This window comes from Bacillus sp. FJAT-18017, from assembly GCF_001278805.1.
Classification (GTDB): Bacteria; Bacillota; Bacilli; order Bacillales; family Cytobacillaceae; genus Bacillus_D.
In genome coordinates this window covers 4,089,999-4,107,480 of sequence record NZ_CP012602.1, presented here as the reverse complement: position 1 = coordinate 4,107,480, position 17,482 = coordinate 4,089,999, and the positions used below count along the sequence as shown (strand labels likewise).

General features: G+C 38.6%; 16 protein-coding genes. 13 read left to right on the top strand and 3 right to left on the bottom strand.

Features of this window, described 5'->3' with window-relative positions:
- The first annotated feature begins 248 nt into the window (after positions 1 to 248).
- The 6 genes from AM500_RS19035 (at position 249) to AM500_RS19005 (ending at position 7,497) form a co-directional block, all read left to right on the top strand.
- On the top strand, positions 249 to 3,896 hold the full coding sequence (locus AM500_RS19035) for a fibronectin type III domain-containing protein (RefSeq protein WP_053600639.1): 3,648 nt from the start codon (positions 249 to 251) through the stop codon (positions 3,894 to 3,896).
- 179 nt (positions 3,897 to 4,075) lie between these two features.
- A complete protein-coding gene (locus AM500_RS19030) occupies positions 4,076 to 4,564 on the top strand; it encodes a CBO0543 family protein (protein WP_053600638.1) in 489 nt (162 codons plus the stop codon).
- Positions 4,561 to 5,031 carry a CBO0543 family protein gene (locus AM500_RS19025; RefSeq protein ID WP_053600637.1) on the top strand — a complete coding sequence of 157 codons (471 nt, stop codon included), beginning with the start codon at positions 4,561 to 4,563 and terminating at the stop codon, positions 5,029 to 5,031. Before AM500_RS19030 ends, AM500_RS19025 begins: the two co-directional genes overlap by 4 nt.
- 467 nt (positions 5,032 to 5,498) lie before the next feature.
- Positions 5,499 to 6,050: a short-chain dehydrogenase gene (locus AM500_RS19015; RefSeq protein ID WP_053600635.1), complete on the top strand. Its 552-nt coding sequence runs from the start codon at positions 5,499 to 5,501 to the stop codon at positions 6,048 to 6,050.
- A gap of 205 nt (positions 6,051 to 6,255) precedes the next feature.
- Positions 6,256 to 6,726: an SRPBCC family protein gene (locus tag AM500_RS19010; protein ID WP_053600634.1), complete on the top strand. Its 471-nt coding sequence runs from the start codon at positions 6,256 to 6,258 to the stop codon at positions 6,724 to 6,726.
- Between the two features lie 318 nt (positions 6,727 to 7,044).
- On the top strand, positions 7,045 to 7,497 hold the full coding sequence (locus AM500_RS19005; protein ID WP_053600633.1) for a CBO0543 family protein: 453 nt from the start codon (positions 7,045 to 7,047) through the stop codon (positions 7,495 to 7,497).
- A gap of 211 nt (positions 7,498 to 7,708) precedes the next feature.
- On the opposite strand, the gene AM500_RS19000 is transcribed toward AM500_RS19005, so the two are convergent.
- Entirely contained in the window at positions 7,709 to 8,032 is a 324-nt protein-coding gene (locus tag AM500_RS19000; protein WP_053600632.1) for a hypothetical protein, read from the bottom strand.
- A gap of 272 nt (positions 8,033 to 8,304) precedes the next feature.
- On the opposite strand from AM500_RS19000, the gene AM500_RS18995 reads away from it, so the two are divergent.
- A complete protein-coding gene (locus AM500_RS18995) occupies positions 8,305 to 9,198 on the top strand; it encodes an SDR family oxidoreductase (RefSeq protein WP_053600631.1) in 894 nt (297 codons plus the stop codon).
- Between the two features lie 272 nt (positions 9,199 to 9,470).
- On the opposite strand, the gene AM500_RS18990 is transcribed toward AM500_RS18995, so the two are convergent.
- A complete protein-coding gene (locus AM500_RS18990) occupies positions 9,471 to 11,027 on the bottom strand; it encodes an amidase family protein (RefSeq protein WP_053600630.1) in 1,557 nt (518 codons plus the stop codon).
- A gap of 336 nt (positions 11,028 to 11,363) precedes the next feature.
- On the opposite strand from AM500_RS18990, the gene AM500_RS18985 reads away from it, so the two are divergent.
- The 6 genes from AM500_RS18985 to AM500_RS18955 all read left to right on the top strand — a co-directional run bounded on the left by AM500_RS18985 (position 11,364) and on the right by AM500_RS18955 (position 16,284).
- A complete protein-coding gene (locus AM500_RS18985; protein ID WP_053600629.1) occupies positions 11,364 to 12,707 on the top strand; it encodes an RNA-guided endonuclease InsQ/TnpB family protein in 1,344 nt (447 codons plus the stop codon).
- 183 nt (positions 12,708 to 12,890) lie between these two features.
- Positions 12,891 to 13,199 (top strand): hypothetical protein, encoded by a 309-nt coding sequence (locus AM500_RS18980; RefSeq protein WP_053600628.1) that lies wholly within the window; start codon positions 12,891 to 12,893, stop codon positions 13,197 to 13,199.
- A 203-nt stretch (positions 13,200 to 13,402) separates the two neighbouring features.
- Complete coding sequence (locus AM500_RS25610; protein WP_156319853.1) at positions 13,403 to 13,555, top strand: hypothetical protein; 153 nt, start codon at positions 13,403 to 13,405, stop codon at positions 13,553 to 13,555.
- Between the two features lie 471 nt (positions 13,556 to 14,026).
- Complete coding sequence (locus tag AM500_RS18970) at positions 14,027 to 14,386, top strand: hypothetical protein (RefSeq protein WP_231688040.1); 360 nt, start codon at positions 14,027 to 14,029, stop codon at positions 14,384 to 14,386.
- A 135-nt stretch (positions 14,387 to 14,521) separates the two neighbouring features.
- Positions 14,522 to 14,986 carry a hypothetical protein gene (locus AM500_RS18965; protein WP_053600626.1) on the top strand — a complete coding sequence of 155 codons (465 nt, stop codon included), beginning with the start codon at positions 14,522 to 14,524 and terminating at the stop codon, positions 14,984 to 14,986.
- Between the two features lie 893 nt (positions 14,987 to 15,879).
- Complete coding sequence (locus AM500_RS18955; RefSeq protein WP_442854017.1) at positions 15,880 to 16,284, top strand: GNAT family N-acetyltransferase; 405 nt, start codon at positions 15,880 to 15,882, stop codon at positions 16,282 to 16,284.
- Positions 16,285 to 16,448: 164 nt separating this feature from the next.
- On the opposite strand, the gene AM500_RS18950 is transcribed toward AM500_RS18955, so the two are convergent.
- Positions 16,449 to 17,228, bottom strand: coding sequence for a DUF4362 domain-containing protein (locus AM500_RS18950; RefSeq protein WP_053600623.1), 780 nt, complete (start codon positions 17,226 to 17,228; stop codon positions 16,449 to 16,451).
- Positions 17,229 to 17,482: the final 254 nt, after the last annotated feature.

Sequence of the window (17,482 nt, the reverse complement as noted above, 5' to 3'; positions counted from 1 at the left end):
TCTCGGTTACTATGAGTGTTCCTAAACTTAAAATCATCTTAACATATATTTTCGATTATATTTTTAAATATAGGTATTTTAAAAAGGCAATGTACAAGCATGATTTAAATCTGATTTAGGTCAAAGTTGAAATTTTTTACTGTTAATAAGTTCCATGTGGGAAAGAGGTTCTCAAGTTTAGCATTTTTTGTATAATAGGTTGTGGATATTAAAAAAACAAATTTTAATAGGGGGGAAGGGGTTATTAAATGATAAGAAAAGGGTTTCTTATTTTAATAGCTTTCTTATTGATACTTGGGGGGCTTCCTGCGAATTTTGGTCCGTTGCATCAGGCTAAGGCTGAATTTATCCAGCAGACTGAAGTTCCCACCGGTTATGTAGGAATATATACAGCGGAGGATTTAAATACTAAAGTCCGAAGCGGTACTAGTCCGAAATATATACTAATGAATGATATTGATTTATCAGAGGCCACAGGGGAAAATGGTGCTTTTTACAATAATGGAGCAGGCTGGATTCCAATAGGTACAAAGGAACATCCATTTAGGAGTACTTTCGACGGCAATGGCCATAAAATTATTGGGCTGAAGCAGTCCATTACATCCGAAGGAATCATTTATGCAGGCCTGTTCGGATATGTGAAGGGCAGTACGATCCTGAATCTAGGCATGGTAGACAGTTCAATTGCTGCGAATAATAATTCGCTTGATACAGCCAATGCCAAAGTGTATGCAGGCGGCATTGTCGGATATGCAGACGGGTCCTTCGGCGCAAACACGATTAGCAATTCCTACAATACCGGAAGCGTGTCCGCACAATCGCTCTTTGATGGATATGCCGGGGGAATAGCCGGATATATTGCTGGACCATACTCGAGCAATTCAAAAGTCTCCGATAGCTTTAATTCTGGAACTATCCAGGCGAAAACAAACACAGGTGGTATTGTAGGAGAGGCCTATAGAACCCAATTTAGCAACGTATACAATACGGCTGATTTAAAAGGTTCCGCTAGCAGAAACACCGGCGGAATTGTCGGAGATATTTGGTCGAATTCTTCGATTGAGAATGCTTATAATACCGGAAATATTGAGTACCAGACCAGGGGCGGTGGAATTGCCGGAGAGGCATCAAGTACCACCGCCATCAAACATGTATATAATGAAGGAAATTTAAGCAGCAAGGCCAGTTCATCCGATGGCGGCGGCATCGTCGGATATGGAACTACCGTAACCATTGCCAATAGCTATAACAAAGGGGCTATCAACACTTCCGGACAAAATGGCGATGGCGGGGGAATCGCGGGGTCTTTAGGCTCATCTTCTGTCAGTGAATCATACAACACAGGTGATATAACCGCAGATAGCTATGCAGGCGGGATCGCAGAATCAAGTAATAACTCAGTATTCAGCAAGGTGTTCAATACCGGAACGCTGGCAGCACGTACAACGGGCGGGATTGTTTCTTATGGTTCGAACATAACGGTTTTGAACAGCTACAATATCGGTACACTTAAGGCCGAGTATACAGTAGGAGGGATTGCTGCCCATGCTCTGTCAGCCTCTTCCATTAAAAACACCTACAACGCGGGCAAATTGGACCTGCTTAATCTAACTTCCTGGAAATCAAAAGGCGGCATCGTTGGAAAAAACGAGGGAACGATTGAGAACAGTTATTTTATCGACTTAGTCGCCAATGGTATTGGTAATGAAACGGGAGACGGCACATACAAAGTCACGCTTGACCAATTGAAGGACCCAGGCACTTTCCAAGGGTTTGATTTTACAACGATTTGGAAAGCCGACAATAATAGCACATTCCTTTTTCCGCACCTTGGCGTAGTTCCGGCTTCTGGCTCGGAGAGGAATATTGCAATGTCCATTTCTTCGCTGCCGGCGAAACTCAAGTATATTGAGGGAGAACAGTTGGATGTCACCGGTGGGAAGCTTATTATTAAAACTAATCACGGGAACACAAAAGAAATTGAGATGACAACCGGCATGGTCACATTCTTTGAGCCGACTATGCCAGGAACACAGTACCTAGAAGTAACCTATGACGGAATGACAGCAAGTTATTCAGTTTCGGTGACCGAAAAACATACCGTGACCTTTGCTGATTATGATGGGACGATCTTAAAAACAGAAGAGGTAATTCACGGGAATCCAGCTACAGCCCCGGAAATCCCGCATCACGAAGGCCGGACTTTTACTGGCTGGAATCAAAGCTTCAGTAATGTTAGAGACGATTTATATATAGAAGCTTTGTATTCTTTGAATCAGTATACAATGACCTACAGGGACGGAGATTCAATCTTACATTCACAAACCTATAAATATGGTGATACACCGAAAGCTCCCGATCAGCCAAATAAAGAGGGATTTGCATTCCTCGATTGGTACCGGGAGCCAGATTTCCGCAACCTGTTTTCTTTTACAGAACCAATCAAGTCAGACCTGGCTCTTTACGCAAAATTTGTTAAAATCCCGAACCAGCCTAAGAATCTTGCTGTCAAACCAGGCCTTGGATATGCAAAAGTAACCTGGGCACCGGTAGAAGGCGCAGATGGCTACAGCGTCTGGTGGTTGACCTCGCCCTATGCGAATAGCTACAATGGATCCCGCGTGGAAGGAAATACAACCGAACACGAGACTTGGGGTCTGGATCCTGACCAAACGTATTATTTCAAGGTTGTCGCACACAAATATGTAGATGGGAGGCAAATAGACAGTCCGGATTCCCAGCTTGTCAGCGCACGAACAGCCCTGACAACTCCCACTGCACCAAAAGCAACGCCGGTTGGGGCAGATAAGGTAAAACTTAACTGGACGAAATCCCCGGATGCAACAGGTTATCAAATCTTCCGTGCCGAATCGAGCGGCGGTCCGTATAAAATGATAAACGTGGTTACTGAAACATATAAAGAAGAATTTCTGAATACGGGCCTCATCCCTGGAAAAACGTATCATTACAAAATAAGAGCCTACAGTGAAATGAATGGCCGTACGTATTACAGTTCTTACACGAATGTCCTGAGCGCAAAACCGGTGCTGGCAAGCTCTAGATTAAGCGCAGCATCGGCAGGGTATGACAGGGTGAAACTGACTTGGACCAAGTCAGCTGATGCGACCGGATATGAAATTTACCGAGCCACGTCTTCCACTGGCTCATACAGCAAGATTGCAACCATAACACCTAACAGCACGTTAAGCTATATAAATACCGGATTGCCAACGGGCAAAAGGTACTACTACAAGATTAGAGTGTACAAAACAGTTGCAGGTGTCAAATACTATACAGCCTATTCAAATGTTGTCTATGCAACCCCGGTATTATCGGCCATTACGGCAAAAGCGGCCTCAGCGGGCTATAATAAGCTAAAAGTAAGCTGGAACGTTATCCCTGGCGCGAATGGATACGAGGTGTATCGTGCAACCTCTCTTTACGGTACCTATTCAAACATTAAGACAATAACAAGTGGAAGCACATCCAGTTACATCAACACAAGCCTTTCGACAGGAAGGACTTACTATTATAAAGTCAGGGCTTATCGTGTGGTCGGCGGCAAAAAGGTTTACAATTCGTTCTCCAAAGTTGCCAGTGCAAAGCCGGTCCTGGCAGCGCCCGCTAGAATCTCGCTAGCTAAAGCAAGCAGCACATCAATAAGAGTATCATGGTACAAAGTGGCGGAGGCATCGGGTTACGAAGTATTCCGGTCCACATCCAAAACCGGAACATACAGTAAAGTAAAAACGATTACGTCCGGTTCAACCATAAGTTTTACCAACACTTCCTTAACAAGAGGCAAAACATACTATTACAAAGTCAGGGCTTACAAGGTCGTTAGCGGAAAGAAAATCTACAGCTCCTATACGACAATCCTATCCTACAAGCTCTAATTCAAAAGGCGCCAAACCATAACGGTAGGCGCCTTTAAATTTATCCAACATCCCTCTAAAACGCATCGAACGTCCCAAATCCAAAACGTGCCAGCTGCATAGTTCGCAATATGTATATTATTTAACAATCATGGAAGAATGTGTTTACACGATTCCTTACCAAGAGGGATGATGCTTTCATGAACATGGATAGATTGATTTTAGTTGGCATCACTATTATTGCAATCTTGGCTTTCGTCACATTAATACCTAAAAACAGAGCCAGGGAGGCGTGGGTCATCCTCCTATTTCTTCAGGTCATCACCTGGCCGGCCGGTTTATTCGTGGTCGAAATGGGATGGATTAAATACCCGGTTCAATTGCTTGCTGATACCAATCAATATAACCGAACAAGTTTGACGTTTGAATTTTTCGTGTTTCCTATTGTGGCAATCATCTTCAGTTTGTACTTTCCCAAGGTCGGAAAGCTCGGTGCACTGATATATTATGTATGTTTTACCGGATTCTTTACAATTCTGGAAGTGATCATCGAAAAGACAACGAGGCTTGTCGACTATCACGGATGGACCTGGTACTGGACCTTTATTACCGTCAATATTACGTTATTCATAAACCACAAATACTATCTATGGTTCAAACAAAAACTCATTACGGTGAACAGCAAATGAGCAGAGAACTTTTTATATTGGTGTTTATCTGGATGGTTTCAATCATTATCCTGTTATGGATATCAAAAGACAGGCTCCGATTAACCCAAATAACGATATTATTTTCTGGAACATTATCATGGATTCTAGTATTTCTCCTTGTATATTTTCACATCGTAAGGTACCCATACCGGGAATTCAAGATTGCAACAAAGATGGGATTCTCGCACTACTACGTCCTATTCCCAATAATAGCTGCTGTGTTCATCCACTTTTACCCAAAACAACCTGGCAAAGTAAAGATGCTCCTTTATTATTTAACTTTCTCAATCGCAATCCCAACGATTTATGTTGTAGAAGAAAAGGTTAGCAACCTCATTCTATTCCTCAACTATAACTGGGGCCTTCATGTCATAGCCAATCTCATGCTCTTTTATATCGTAAAGAAGTTTGTATTTTGGTTTCAAAAAGGCTTGGCAGAGAGTTAGGGAATTCAACCCTTTTTGGAAAAAGCCAGCCTGCTGCGCAGCTGACGCCTACGCTCAGGTTGCAGCATTACATAAACTACGCCCACAAGTTTTTCGCAAGAAAAGGGGACCGACCCGACCAGGTTGACGCCCTTATATTAGATGAACAAGCACTTCATCCTTTAAAATTGCTAAGAATACAGCTTGCGGAAATATGCTTTCCGGCCAGTTATAATCCGTTCCTTATTCGGAAATCCATTCGACGTGTTCGGAAAACCTTTTGATACTATTAAATAGGTACTTGGTGATAAAGTTACAATCAGAGAAGATGTTATAAAGGGCTTCTCAACCAAACAATTAAGAAATCCTAATGGTGTAACAATTATGAGCTAATTAGGCTCGAGGGTAGCTCTTTTATTGTGTTAAAGGGGAGGTTGGTTAAACAAGACTTTCGCTGTCACTTTTTAAGATTATAAGGGGGAAGAGGATTGAAGCACGCATTAGTTGTGGGTGGTACTGGTATGTTATCAGGAGTGTCACTTTGGTTATTAAATAACGGCTATCATGTGTCCATTATTGCTAGAAACCCTGAACGAATGAAGAAACTTCTACAAAAGACCAGTTCAAAAAGTCATATAACTCCACTGTTGGTTGATTATACAAATAATGACCAATTGAAAGAGAAAATAAATCTAACAATCAAGCAAAATGGGGATATTGATATTGTTGTAGCATGGATTCATTCAGTTGCTGAAAATGCTCTTCAAGTTATTACAAATGAGGTTTCAAAAGGCAAGAATTTTTGGGAGTTATTTCATATATTGGGTAGTAGTTCAGACTTAGATGAAATCAAAAAAAAGTACCCATCTCCTTACGGTTATGTATATTATCAAGTTCAATTAGGTTTTATAACTGAAGGTGCCAATTCAAGGTGGCTAACAAATAAGGAAATTTCTGATGGGGTAATTGAAGCGATTAAGAAGAGAAAGAAAGTGCTAACTATTGGTCAAATTGAACCTTGGGAAAAGCGTCCTAATTGAAAATTTTTAACGTTGTGAAGGGCAAAAAACGTATATAAGAGATAAGACAGGACTATTGCGGACCAACTTTTGTTCTTATACTAAAGGTGCTTTGAACATTTTAGCAAAGCAGTAGGAACAGGTATATCTAGGAAAATAATGAATATTCCAGCCATGTGTAAGTATCGGAAATGTACACTATATAAAAAAAAGGGAGTAAACAATCATGAGTAACTATGGCAGTCTCCATAAAAAAGAGGGAAGACACGTTTTGGTTTTTAAACGTAACTATCCATTTAGCCCTGAAAAAGTATTTCGTTTTTTAACGAATTCTGACTACTTCACTCAATGGTATCCATTTGCAACTGGAGATATGGATCTTAGAGTGGGTGGAAAGATAAAGTTTGATGACGGTGAAGGGTCAATTTATGAGGCAGTTATTACCGAATTAAATCCTCCAGATTCCTTTTGTTTTCGGGAAGTTGATGATTTGTTAGAGATGAGCATACATGAAGTGGATCAAGGGTGCACCTTAATGTTTCGTCATACGTTTGATAATCGAGAAATGGCGATATATATAGCTGCAGGATGGCATAGATGTTTGGATGTCCTTGGTCAATTAATCCATGGTCGTACAATAGAATGGGAAGATAATGCACTCGAATTACGTAAATATTACAAAGAAAAGTTTATATAAAATCTTTATTTCATTCACTCAGCAGATTGTAGAGCTTATTAAAGTTATAATCCCATAATTGATTTTGGTAAGCGTGATCAGGGATTTCAATAAACAGTTGTAAAACTAAATCTATGGAGTAAACTATGAAGATTTGAAGATAATTATCAGTTAATCTGGCTATTAAAACACGGTATGTTGATCCAAGAAGGATTAACCGCCTTTTTTAATTGAATCCCTTATTGAACAAACGGGGCAGTTAAAGAAGAATAATTCATAGAAAAATAAAGATAATATGGTTGATATTGTTGTTTTTTATAAAACGAGGTGTTCCTCTTGGTGAAGCTATTTATTGTGACAGTTATATTAGTTCTTTTAATTGCCCTCAAAATGCCCAGAAAAAGAACTAGGCACGAGTTACTAGCTACAATACAGTTTGCATTGTTAATGAATTTTGTAACTGATTTGTATCTTGATTTAAAGTACAAACTTTACTGGTATTTTGATAAAGAACAAATAGAGTGGTTATACCTTGTTGTGGCTCTTGGTGAGATTGCTGTACTGCTTATTATTTTTAATTACTTTCCCTTGAAATCAAATGCCATTAAGAAATTTTTATATATCTTGGGATGGACCTGCATTCTTGTATTACTTGAATTGTATGCAGTTTATATTAGAGTTTTATATTATGGTGAATGGAATATAATCTATTCGGCGGTGGTTTACTTTATTTCAATGTACATCCTTTATTTCGTATTAGACTACACGGCGGATAGAAGAGAAACTAAGTAAGTTGTAATTTTTTCTTGAACTAACGGTGCTTTAGTTCAATAAGCATCTCTACGTTGTTTTGCTTAAGTTTAATTGAACCTAGGTTATTTTTCGCATACAATACAAAAAGCACCGTAAATACGGTGCAAATTAACTACATTTCTTTACATATTTAGCTGTAAATTCACGTTTTGCGATAGGCTTAAGTACCACGCTGCCTCTTTTTGTATGGTTAAGAATTCTTTAATTCTTGTATTGAAATGATTTTATGTTGTAATTCTAAATTCCTATCTAAAATACCTATGACAATTTGATTATCCTCAGTGATAGTTATGTATCTGAAATAATACTCATCAGAAATCAACAAATCGGTATCATTCGTCGTTTTTTCCATTTTGGCGAATACATCTACAGTGTACTCAAGGTGGAAAAAATCATTGTCCAATCCTTTGCTTAAGCCCCTAACCCAGGTATACAGAAAATCTTTCAGTGTGATTTGTTCAATCATCGATAATTCTTTCTTGAATTTCAACTTATCGACTGTAATGCTTTTCATCTTCCATCACTCCTTAACAAGTATTAATTGTATACAATTAAGATTTCATCAATAATGTTTTTACCTAACAATCAGATTACAGTTTAGTTACTAACCTAGTGGGTTTGGAGAGGGTAATAGATCTGGAGTCGTTTAAAGAGATGCTCAAAGGGTATTCAAGAAATATAACAGGGTGCAGGTAGTGCAATCATGCAAACTGTTTTAATAGCCATTCGGCCTTTTTTTTTGCCCCTTAACATTTAAGAATGAATCAAGATAGGAGATGATTTTTGATGGGAAACCCACATTTAACCGATCCACGCAAGAAATTTTACACGGAAAAATTCCCGGATCAAGAACAGGATACTCCAGCGTTACAGAATGAAATGACTCCAAAACCCGACTGCGGGGAAGAATCATATAAAGGATACAATCGCTTGGAAGGACGGAATGCCTTGATTACCGGCGGCGATTCCGGGATTGGCCGTGCCGCCGCCATTGCCTATGCCCGAGAAGGCGCCAATGTGGCCATTCAATTCTTCCCTGGTGAAGAGGAAGATGCCAACGAAGTCAAAGCATTAATTGAAGAAGCAGGCAGAAAAGCATTGCTGCTGCCGTATGACTTGAGGGAAGATGGCGCAGCGACGGAGATTGTTACAAAAACAGTCGAAGCTTTTGGCGGATTGGACACGCTAGTATTGAATGCCGCGCAGCAAATCGCGCAGCCATCCCTAAGTGAGTTAACAATGAAGCAAGTCCATGACACCTTCAAAGTTAACATCATCAGTATGTTTGAGTCAGTAAAAGCGGCCGAAGAACATTTGGAACCAGGAAGCGCGATTATCACCACGACATCGGTTCAGTCTTTCAATCCATCCGAGTCTTTAGCGGATTATGCCGCTACAAAAGGTGCGATAAGCAACTTTACGGTTGCCTTGTCCTCGTACTTTGCTTCGAAGGGTGTACGTGTAAATGGTGTCGCGCCGGGGCCAATTTGGACGCCGTTGCAGTTGGATAACGGAAAATTGGATGGGCAAATCCCTGAGTTTGGCCAAAACTATCCTCTAGGCCGTGCAGGACAGCCAGTCGAGCTTGCACCGGTGTATGTTCTTCTGGCCTCCGATGAAGCAAGCTATATCACCGGTCAGATTTATGGGGTAACAGGTGGCAAGCCGATAGACTTGTAAACTTAAGTGTGAAACAAACAGATTAATTATAGATAAAGAAAAACGCAATAAATGATATGCCCCCTGAACTTGGTGTTTTGTGTCCAGTTTTAGGGGGCATGTTTTTGAAATTATCGATACACCTTAAGCCGATGACCAAAGTTCATCACCTTGGTGCAGCTCACCCTTAAATATAAAGGTTTACTTCAGTAAAATACGGTATATTATATTTTGAGGACAATTCTCAAGACTTGCAAGACTATTGAGACAGACCTCTTTTTCTATGAAGGTTCCTATTTTAGTTTAGGCGCTTTTCGATGGTTAGTTCCTTCTTGATAAGCATAGGCAAGTTTAATCAATGTTGGCTCGTCGAATTCTTTTCCTAGCAGCTCGAGCCCGACTGGAAGGCCGTTGTCACTGAAGCCAGCAGGAACCGAGATTGCAGGGAAACCTGAATAAGGACTTAAGCGATTAGCATTTCCTGCACCTTGGCTTTTGCCCACCTGTGCCGGTAAAGCACTCGAAGTTGGATAGAGTAGTGCATCAAGGTCATGTTCATTAAATGTTACCATTAAGCTTTCCCTTGCCATTTTAGGACGATTGGTAATAATGTTTTGGTATTCTGTATCATTTTCTAATGATTCTCTTTCATTCCGCGATTTTAATGCGCTTTCTAAACTTGGATGGAATTTTCCGCTTTCGATAATATCTGATAAGGTTCTTACAGGTGCATTCGGCCCAAGGCTGGCCAAATAATCATTTAACTGAAACTTAAATTCGTATCCGCTTAAACTTGGATAAGAAAGAATTGTACTAAGATTGGGAACTGTTACCTCAAACACTTCTGCTCCAAGTCCTTCCATGTCCGCAATCACTTGATCCATCACTTCATTGACTTCAGGATCTTTCCCAAACAGGTCGCGAATTACGCCTATCCGAGCTTTCTTTAATCCATTTTTCCTAAGATAATGAGTATAGGTTTTTGGAACTTTTCCAATACTGGCTTCAGTAACTGGATCTGCTGGGTCATAGCCAGCAATTGCATCGAGCACGACAGCCACATCTTCTACCGTCCGTCCTATCGGTCCGCCGACATCCTGTGATAGTGCAAGTGGAATGATTCCATCACGGCTGGCAAGTCCCATAGTAGGGCGAAGTCCAACCAAGTTATTAAAGGACGAAGGTATTCGGATGGACCCACCAGTGTCTGTCCCTAATCCGACAGTGGCAAAGTTGGAAGCAACCGCTGCTGCCGTTCCACCGCTTGAACCGCCTGGGTATCTGGTTAAATCATATGGATTATAGGTTTGTCCACCAACAGAACTAATGGTTTGGAATCCGAAAGCAAATTCATGCAGGTTTGCTTTCCCTAAGATGATTGCACCTTCATCTCTTAATCTTTTTGTTTGATAGGCATCCTTTAGAGGGATGGAACCTTCAAGTGACAGGGATCCCGCAGTAGTTTGCATATCATATGTATCATAGTTGTCTTTTAAAATAACCGGAACTCCATGCAAGGGACCGCGAACATTTCCCGCTTTGCGCTCTTTATCTAGTTGTTTCGCTTCTTCTAATACATTTTCGTCAACCGTAATGATAGAGTTAATGCTATCATCGTACTCCCCAATTCGATTGAGATAGAATTCAACCAATTCCTCAGAGGTTAACATACTACTCTGCATAGCATGCTGCAATTCAAATATCGTCGCTTCCTCAATTTCAACAGATAAAGCTCTTTCAGCGACGGAGCTCGCTGAATTTGAAACAGCCCCTGCTGGAGCTGCGTAAGTCCCCAAAGCAATTACTAGAGCGGTAAAGAAAACTATAAATTTGTTATGCCACTTTCCCATTTGAAACCCCCTTTATTTTTCGGAATAATTAGAATATATCAATCTGCTTTTATATTGTATATAAGAGGAAGGTCATGAAATACTTGGATATATAGGGACGATTGACCATATAGAAGGATTCATTTTATCCTGCTTTAACGAATTTTAGCCAGAAGTCCCCTTCCTCAAAAATCCGAAAGATTCTAGGTGGGGGATGAATGGCGTGTGTTTTCTGTTTTGGCTTAGAAATGAAACCGTTAAAAATATATGTGCTAACACAAGACAAACATACGTTCTGTTTGGTAAAATATCCTTATATAGTAGTTTCGTTCAAACATGGACAAGGGAGGTGAAAAGATGGCTACCGACAAGAATGGAAACTATATAAAAGGTACCAAAAAAGAGCTGCCTGACGATTGGGTTACGTATGGGTATCGTTACGCAATTTTCCCGGCTGAGGATGATAGGAAAGTGTTAGAACGCTCTTTCGGATGCGAACGAAAGGTATACAACGAGTATGTAGCTGGACTCTACGAACATTTGGAGAAAATCGGGTTTCAAGGCGGCTATATTCAATACAAAACGCCTAACTACACCACCATCACTCAGAAATATGACTATCTGGATAAATCCAACGATTCGTTTGTTTACAATGATGCGAAAATGCGTTTTCAGGCCGCGGTGAAGAAATATAATGATGAATTCGCCAAAAAGCCGATGCAGTACAAAAAAACTGTCCGGAAAAAGATGCGAACAATTGGGTATGTTCCAACGCTGCGAGACATGAAAGGCCTCCCCAAATTCCACAGCAAGAAGCAAGGAAAGTTCAGCTACACCACCAATCAAACGAATGGAAATATTAAAATCGTCCAACGCAACGAACAATTCCTACTATGTATCCCGAAGTTTCGAAATGGAATCCCGATTGCCATGCATCGTGAGTTACCTAAAGAAGCCATTATCAAGAAGGCGACCATTAAACGGGAAGGAGATCGCTATATGGTATCGTTGTCTGTGGATTATCCAATGAAACAAGAGCCTTTGCGGAGTAACATCAAGGCTGATGAAGTGCTGGCTCTGGATTATTGCCAAACAGATTTATACGTCGATAGCCAGGGTCGTAAAGCCGGGTATCCAAGGTACCATAAGATCATTGAAAAGCGCCAGAGACGGTTGAACAAATCATTGGCCAGGAAAAGGAATAGAGCCCTGGTGGATTCAGAGGGCAGGATTCTTTACTCAACTACTTATCAAAACACGCTTAAGAACTATCAAAAAACCATGGCCAAGGCCAAAAACCAGCGAAAAGATTTTCTCCACAAAAGAAGCAATCAGATAACCAATGATTATGCGGCTATTGTGGTGGAAGACCTGGATTTGAGCAATTTGGCACAATGCCTGTCCCTTGGCAAGAAATTGCATGACAACGGGTTTGGCATGTTCCGTACCATGTTGGAGTATAAAGCGAAGAAAAAAGGAAAGCATCTTATCTTCGCAGATAAATTCTTTCCTTCCACAAAACGATGCAGTGAATGCAATTCAAAAAAGGAAACAGTGAAGCTCTCAGAGAGAGTGTATGTGTGCGAGCATTGCCGCACAAAAATGGATCGAGACTATAATGCGGCCAGAAATCTAAAACAGTACGGAATCAGGATACTGTCAGATTTAGGTTTTATGGCTGGAGCACCAGTGCCCGTATAGCCTGTATCCATTTTCAGTAGTGGTAGGGACGCCACGAATTCAAGGCTAGTGACATGAGGCGTTAGTCTTGTGGATGACCTAGCAATAAAAGAAAAAGGTGAAAGCCTTTGGAAGCCCCCACTTCAAATTTCATAGAAATTAAGTGGTGGGTAGTTCACAGGAACCATTGATATAAAAGGTGATGTGCCAAAAGATATTATAATTGATAAAAAGGAAGTTGAAGTTGTTTTTTTGGGAAACAACGGTACTTTATCATTCAGGGATTATTCCCATCCAGGCGAGCGTAACACCTATGGAATTCTTTATATAAATAATGATTTTAGTGAACTAACTATTATCGTTCATGAACTGGTTGAATCCGGAAGGGATAATGCTTCATATAAGTGGGATCCTGAAGACGGGCTATTAATATCAGGACCAGCAACAAATAGAAAAGAAGCAATAAACATATCAAACAAATTAAATGGGGACTTAGTGAAACCACTAGAATAAGGTATTCATTGTATAAGTTTATATTTCGGCAGTCGAGTGCATTGACCTAAAAAGGATTAACCGCCTTTTTATTGAATTCCTTATTAAACAAACGGGGCAGGTTAGTTCAATAAGAAGCTGAAAAGGTTTTGGTTTCTTGGTTTAATAGCATCTTATTCGGGTAAAGGGCCATGAGTATAAGTGACATTATTAGGGAGAACCAAATGGAAGAACAAGAGCAATTTCTTATTAAGAGGGAACTTGGCAGGCTTTTAATGGACCTTAATAAATGTGCTGATCCAATTTGCAAAGACCAAATTCGGAAGGATATAGCTTTTCTAAGAAATGTTATTGCTGAAACCATTACCCCTTTATAAAAGGGGTTTTTTTATGTTTTATTATACTGCACTGGTATGATGTTTTTCATTTTGAGTTAAGGGGCAGGTTAGTTCATTAATAGAGGTAATAACTAAATTAAAGGTGATTAAATGAAAGTAAATGAAAAATGGTGGTTATGGGTAATAGTCATCATAATAGCAATACTCACACCAATTATGAATCACTATTTTAAATACAGTTATTTCCTATCCACTATAATATTGATTATCGCATTAAACTCCACAAAAGAGTTAAGGCAAGAAATTAAAATAAATTTTTTGGTGAAATACAAGATTTTCATCATTATCTATTTGGCAATTATTTTTGTGTACTTACTATTAGAAAATTTTGTGTTTAATGAATAATATGCTAGAGGGTGCGTTGGTCCAGCAGGATTAACCGCCTTTTTCGTTGAATTCCTTATTGAACAAACGGTGCAGGTTAGTTGAACAAGGTATGAGGTGTTCAAGATGAAAATTAAAAAGTTCTTTAGGGGATTAATCTTTAATAAATATGATGAATTTGCTTCGGAAATGGGATTCCAAGACTGGAAGACAGCTTATGATAACACTTTTTTTATTTTTCGTATTCCTGAAGATGCCCAATGGAATGCAACGGAGTTACCCAATAGGAGTTGGGCAGTTTGGAATGACGAAGGTCAACCACCTTATCCTTTTCAGGTGTTTACGACTTGGGAAGAAGCAATAATCTTTTTACGTAACTTATTTGAACAAGAAAATTATGAAGATCACTATTGGGAGCCAGAAGGATTTGAACCTGGAGAGAATGTGTTTATAAAACCACCTAATAATTACAAAAAGGACGATTGAGATTTTTCTAATAAAGAGGGGTCAACTTAACGGTGGTTATTGTGCTAACGGTGCAGGTTAGCTTAAGAAGGAATTCAGAATGGAAAACAGAAATACAAACACTGACCTGAGGAGGTTGAGAAACTGGAGACTTATATGAAAAAAATAGTATTTTTTGTTTTATTCCTTTTGTTGGTTGGCTGCGTACCAAAGATGGATTCTAATGGAGAACTGGCAAGGGATTATCTTTTGGAAAAGGGTTATTCAGTAAAATCCTATGAAGGAAGTTATATTTATTCAGTTAACAGGCAGGAACTAGTGGAAATGCCCCACATTTCTATATGGGCTAGACAAACTGTTTCACCAGAATCATATATAGGAAAAGATATTATCCAAGAAATTTTTATTGTAAAAAATCATCCAGTAATTAAGATTAATGGGACTAAAGTCGAAGTTAGAGTATTTATCTTTGATGGTCAAATAATCGGTGGTACCTCCTATCCAGCAGAAGATGGTGTAGTAGGATGGGGTTACTCCCTTGAAGGTAAAACAGCTGAAGAAGTACAAAACAATAATCTAGACGGTTGGATTGCTGAGTGGAATAAAAAATATGGTCAATAAAAATGAAATTTTAGTGAAAACAGGTAGTGGAAAAGCGGCCCTTAAGAAATACTTAAACAATGAATTTTTTGGTCGTTGTGTGCAAGTAAAACCCGATTTTGTGGCTGAGGACCTAAATGAAGCTGTTAAATGGATAACCACAAACTGTTAAGTTTCCTTCCTCAACCAACAGGGCAGGTGAGCTCAAGAAGAATTTTAAAAAAATCCGTACACATTTATTAGGGGCACTTATTTCAATTTAATAAAGGGGAACATTTATGTTTATTAGAAAGTTATTAACCGCTCTCATAGTTTCCAGTATAACGGTGCTCTTGTTTTTCATTTTAGCAGTTATATATTATCTCAATTACGGGAACGAAGGAATGTTATTGTGGATTGTTTATTTGATATTACCTTTTATTGTGATTTTCTTTTATGGCATACCCTACTCACTATTAATTGATTTGGTAATGGGAAATAACAAAAGTAATAGGCTTAATTCTCTCCCTTTTTATATCCTTGGAGGAATTTTATTTCTTCCCATTTTGCATTTTTTAACTCCCAATTATGCAGATTTTTCTTTATATAGGTATGTTATGAGTAATATTTTTCTGGTTTTTTTATTTGTATTTGTTTCGGTTTTATTCTGGTATGTTGATGGTAAATTAATTAAGAAACTAAAGGTAATAAAACTAGATACAAAAATATAATATAAGCTCATTATGATGCATCCTGCCATTTTTAATAAGTTGTACATAAAGTAAAAGGTCGTTGATCCAGAAGGATTAACCACCTTTTTTATTGAACTCCTTATTGAAGAAACGGGGCAGGTTAGTGTAAGAGGATATGTTTTATTCCGTAGCGAATTTTGTAATTTTAAAAGTTAAGGAGGCTACATTTTGAAGTCCTTAGAAATGGCTCAAATAAATTATTTAGATGAGATAATGAAGATAGATGAAGAAGTTATCGGTAACAATAGCAGACGTGAATACATTTTGAAAGCCATTGAAGAAGAGCGATGTATTGTTGCTAATGATAATAATCTTATCGTTGGTTTTTTAATATATGATACTCATTTCTTTGATTGTAGCTTCATTTCACTGATAATTGTAAGGCACACTGAAAGAAGAAAAGGATACGCAACATCGCTTATTAAGTGTTTTATAAACAATTCGCCAACAAAGAAAATTTTCTCTTCAACCAATAAATCAAATCAAACAATGCAAAAAGTTTTTAAAGCAAATGGATTCATACAAAGTGGATTTATTGAAAATTTAGATGAAGGAGACCCCGAGATAATTTACTTTAAATCTAAATAAGTTCTTGTTCAGCTAACGTGAGCTTTAATCCAGGAATGATTATTAACCGCCCTTTTTGTTGAACACCTTATTGAACAAACAACAGGCAGGTTAGTTTAACAACGTTTTCAAAAACACCTGGATAGATTCCAAGTGTCACTTCACCGTATTCATATGAAAAAAGCTTAAAACTCGAGCGTATGGTTCTTGTAACATTGAGTAATATATGACATTTCTGAATCGGTTACAAGTTCTTTGCAATAGTCTTCCAAAATGTCAGATACCCCTGATTTATCTCTTGAACTGTCGTACCGATAATAAATCATCTGCCCGTTAAAATGGTACTCTGTTAATACAGCAGCACCAGAGGAAGTAAACCGGGTGAATCGTATAAAATCTGGTTTTCCATCTATGACACTCCGCTTAAACTGTTTAATTTTCTCCTTTTGCTTTTTGGTTCTATTCTTCATTAATATATCTCCATTTTTAAGTGCCTGTTCTTGGGTATACTCTTGTGGCAACTTTTCAGTCTGTATAGTACCGATATTTTTTATATCCTTTTTAAGAGAACCATCTTTTGAACGAGTAACGAGGTCTTCGCCATTTGCATTGTAGATAGCTATAAAGTAATGCTTGTAATGTGTTTTTATTTTCTTTGAAAGAACTATATCATCAACTTTGTTTTTTATTTGTCCTGCGAATTTTTTTGCTTTAGCGTCGTTGCCATTTATTGTGGTTTGAATATTAAATATAACCATTGTTTCATAATACCAAGGCATAACTTGATGAACAACATCATATTCCTGAAGCCCTTTTTCAACGCTTCTTTGTAGTTTTTGTTCATAGTCAGTTTGTTCGTTAGCTTTCACAGATGTACCTTTAATATTAGATTTATTGCTAAAGAATACAAAAGCTGTACTAAAAAGGACCGTTAAAACAATAATTCCAACAGTTGTTCTTTTCAACAAAGACACCTCCTCCATAAGAATGTTTCCAAATATCAACAGATTTATTAAAGTAGTACCTGTACATATTTATTTTTTAGGGGATCTGATATAGACCTCTTGAATCAGCATAACTCTAAAACAGATGCGATTCACTTTTAAACGGGTGCGTTGATCCAGGAAGGATTAACCACCCTTTTGTTGAAATCCTTATTGAACAAACGGGGAGTTTAGTGTAAGAAGAAATATCTATTATGTATCTAATTGTGTGTGTT

Coding starts and splice junctions, on each gene's coding strand:
- AM500_RS18985 (WP_053600629.1), top strand. CDS start 11,364: ATGGCTACCGACAAGAATGGAAACTATATAAAAGGTACCAAAAAAGAG.
- AM500_RS25610 (WP_156319853.1), top strand. CDS start 13,403: ATGGAAGAACAAGAGCAATTTCTTATTAAGAGGGAACTTGGCAGGCTT.
- AM500_RS19030 (WP_053600638.1), top strand. CDS start 4,076: ATGAACATGGATAGATTGATTTTAGTTGGCATCACTATTATTGCAATC.
- AM500_RS19025 (WP_053600637.1), top strand. CDS start 4,561: ATGAGCAGAGAACTTTTTATATTGGTGTTTATCTGGATGGTTTCAATC.
- AM500_RS18965 (WP_053600626.1), top strand. CDS start 14,522: ATGAAAAAAATAGTATTTTTTGTTTTATTCCTTTTGTTGGTTGGCTGC.
- AM500_RS19010 (WP_053600634.1), top strand. CDS start 6,256: ATGAGTAACTATGGCAGTCTCCATAAAAAAGAGGGAAGACACGTTTTG.
- AM500_RS18990 (WP_053600630.1), bottom strand. CDS start 11,027: ATGGGAAAGTGGCATAACAAATTTATAGTTTTCTTTACCGCTCTAGTA.
- AM500_RS19035 (WP_053600639.1), top strand. CDS start 249: ATGATAAGAAAAGGGTTTCTTATTTTAATAGCTTTCTTATTGATACTT.
- AM500_RS19000 (WP_053600632.1), bottom strand. CDS start 8,032: ATGAAAAGCATTACAGTCGATAAGTTGAAATTCAAGAAAGAATTATCG.
- AM500_RS18955 (WP_442854017.1), top strand. CDS start 15,880: ATGGCTCAAATAAATTATTTAGATGAGATAATGAAGATAGATGAAGAA.
- AM500_RS18995 (WP_053600631.1), top strand. CDS start 8,305: ATGGGAAACCCACATTTAACCGATCCACGCAAGAAATTTTACACGGAA.
- AM500_RS18970 (WP_231688040.1), top strand. CDS start 14,027: ATGAAAATTAAAAAGTTCTTTAGGGGATTAATCTTTAATAAATATGAT.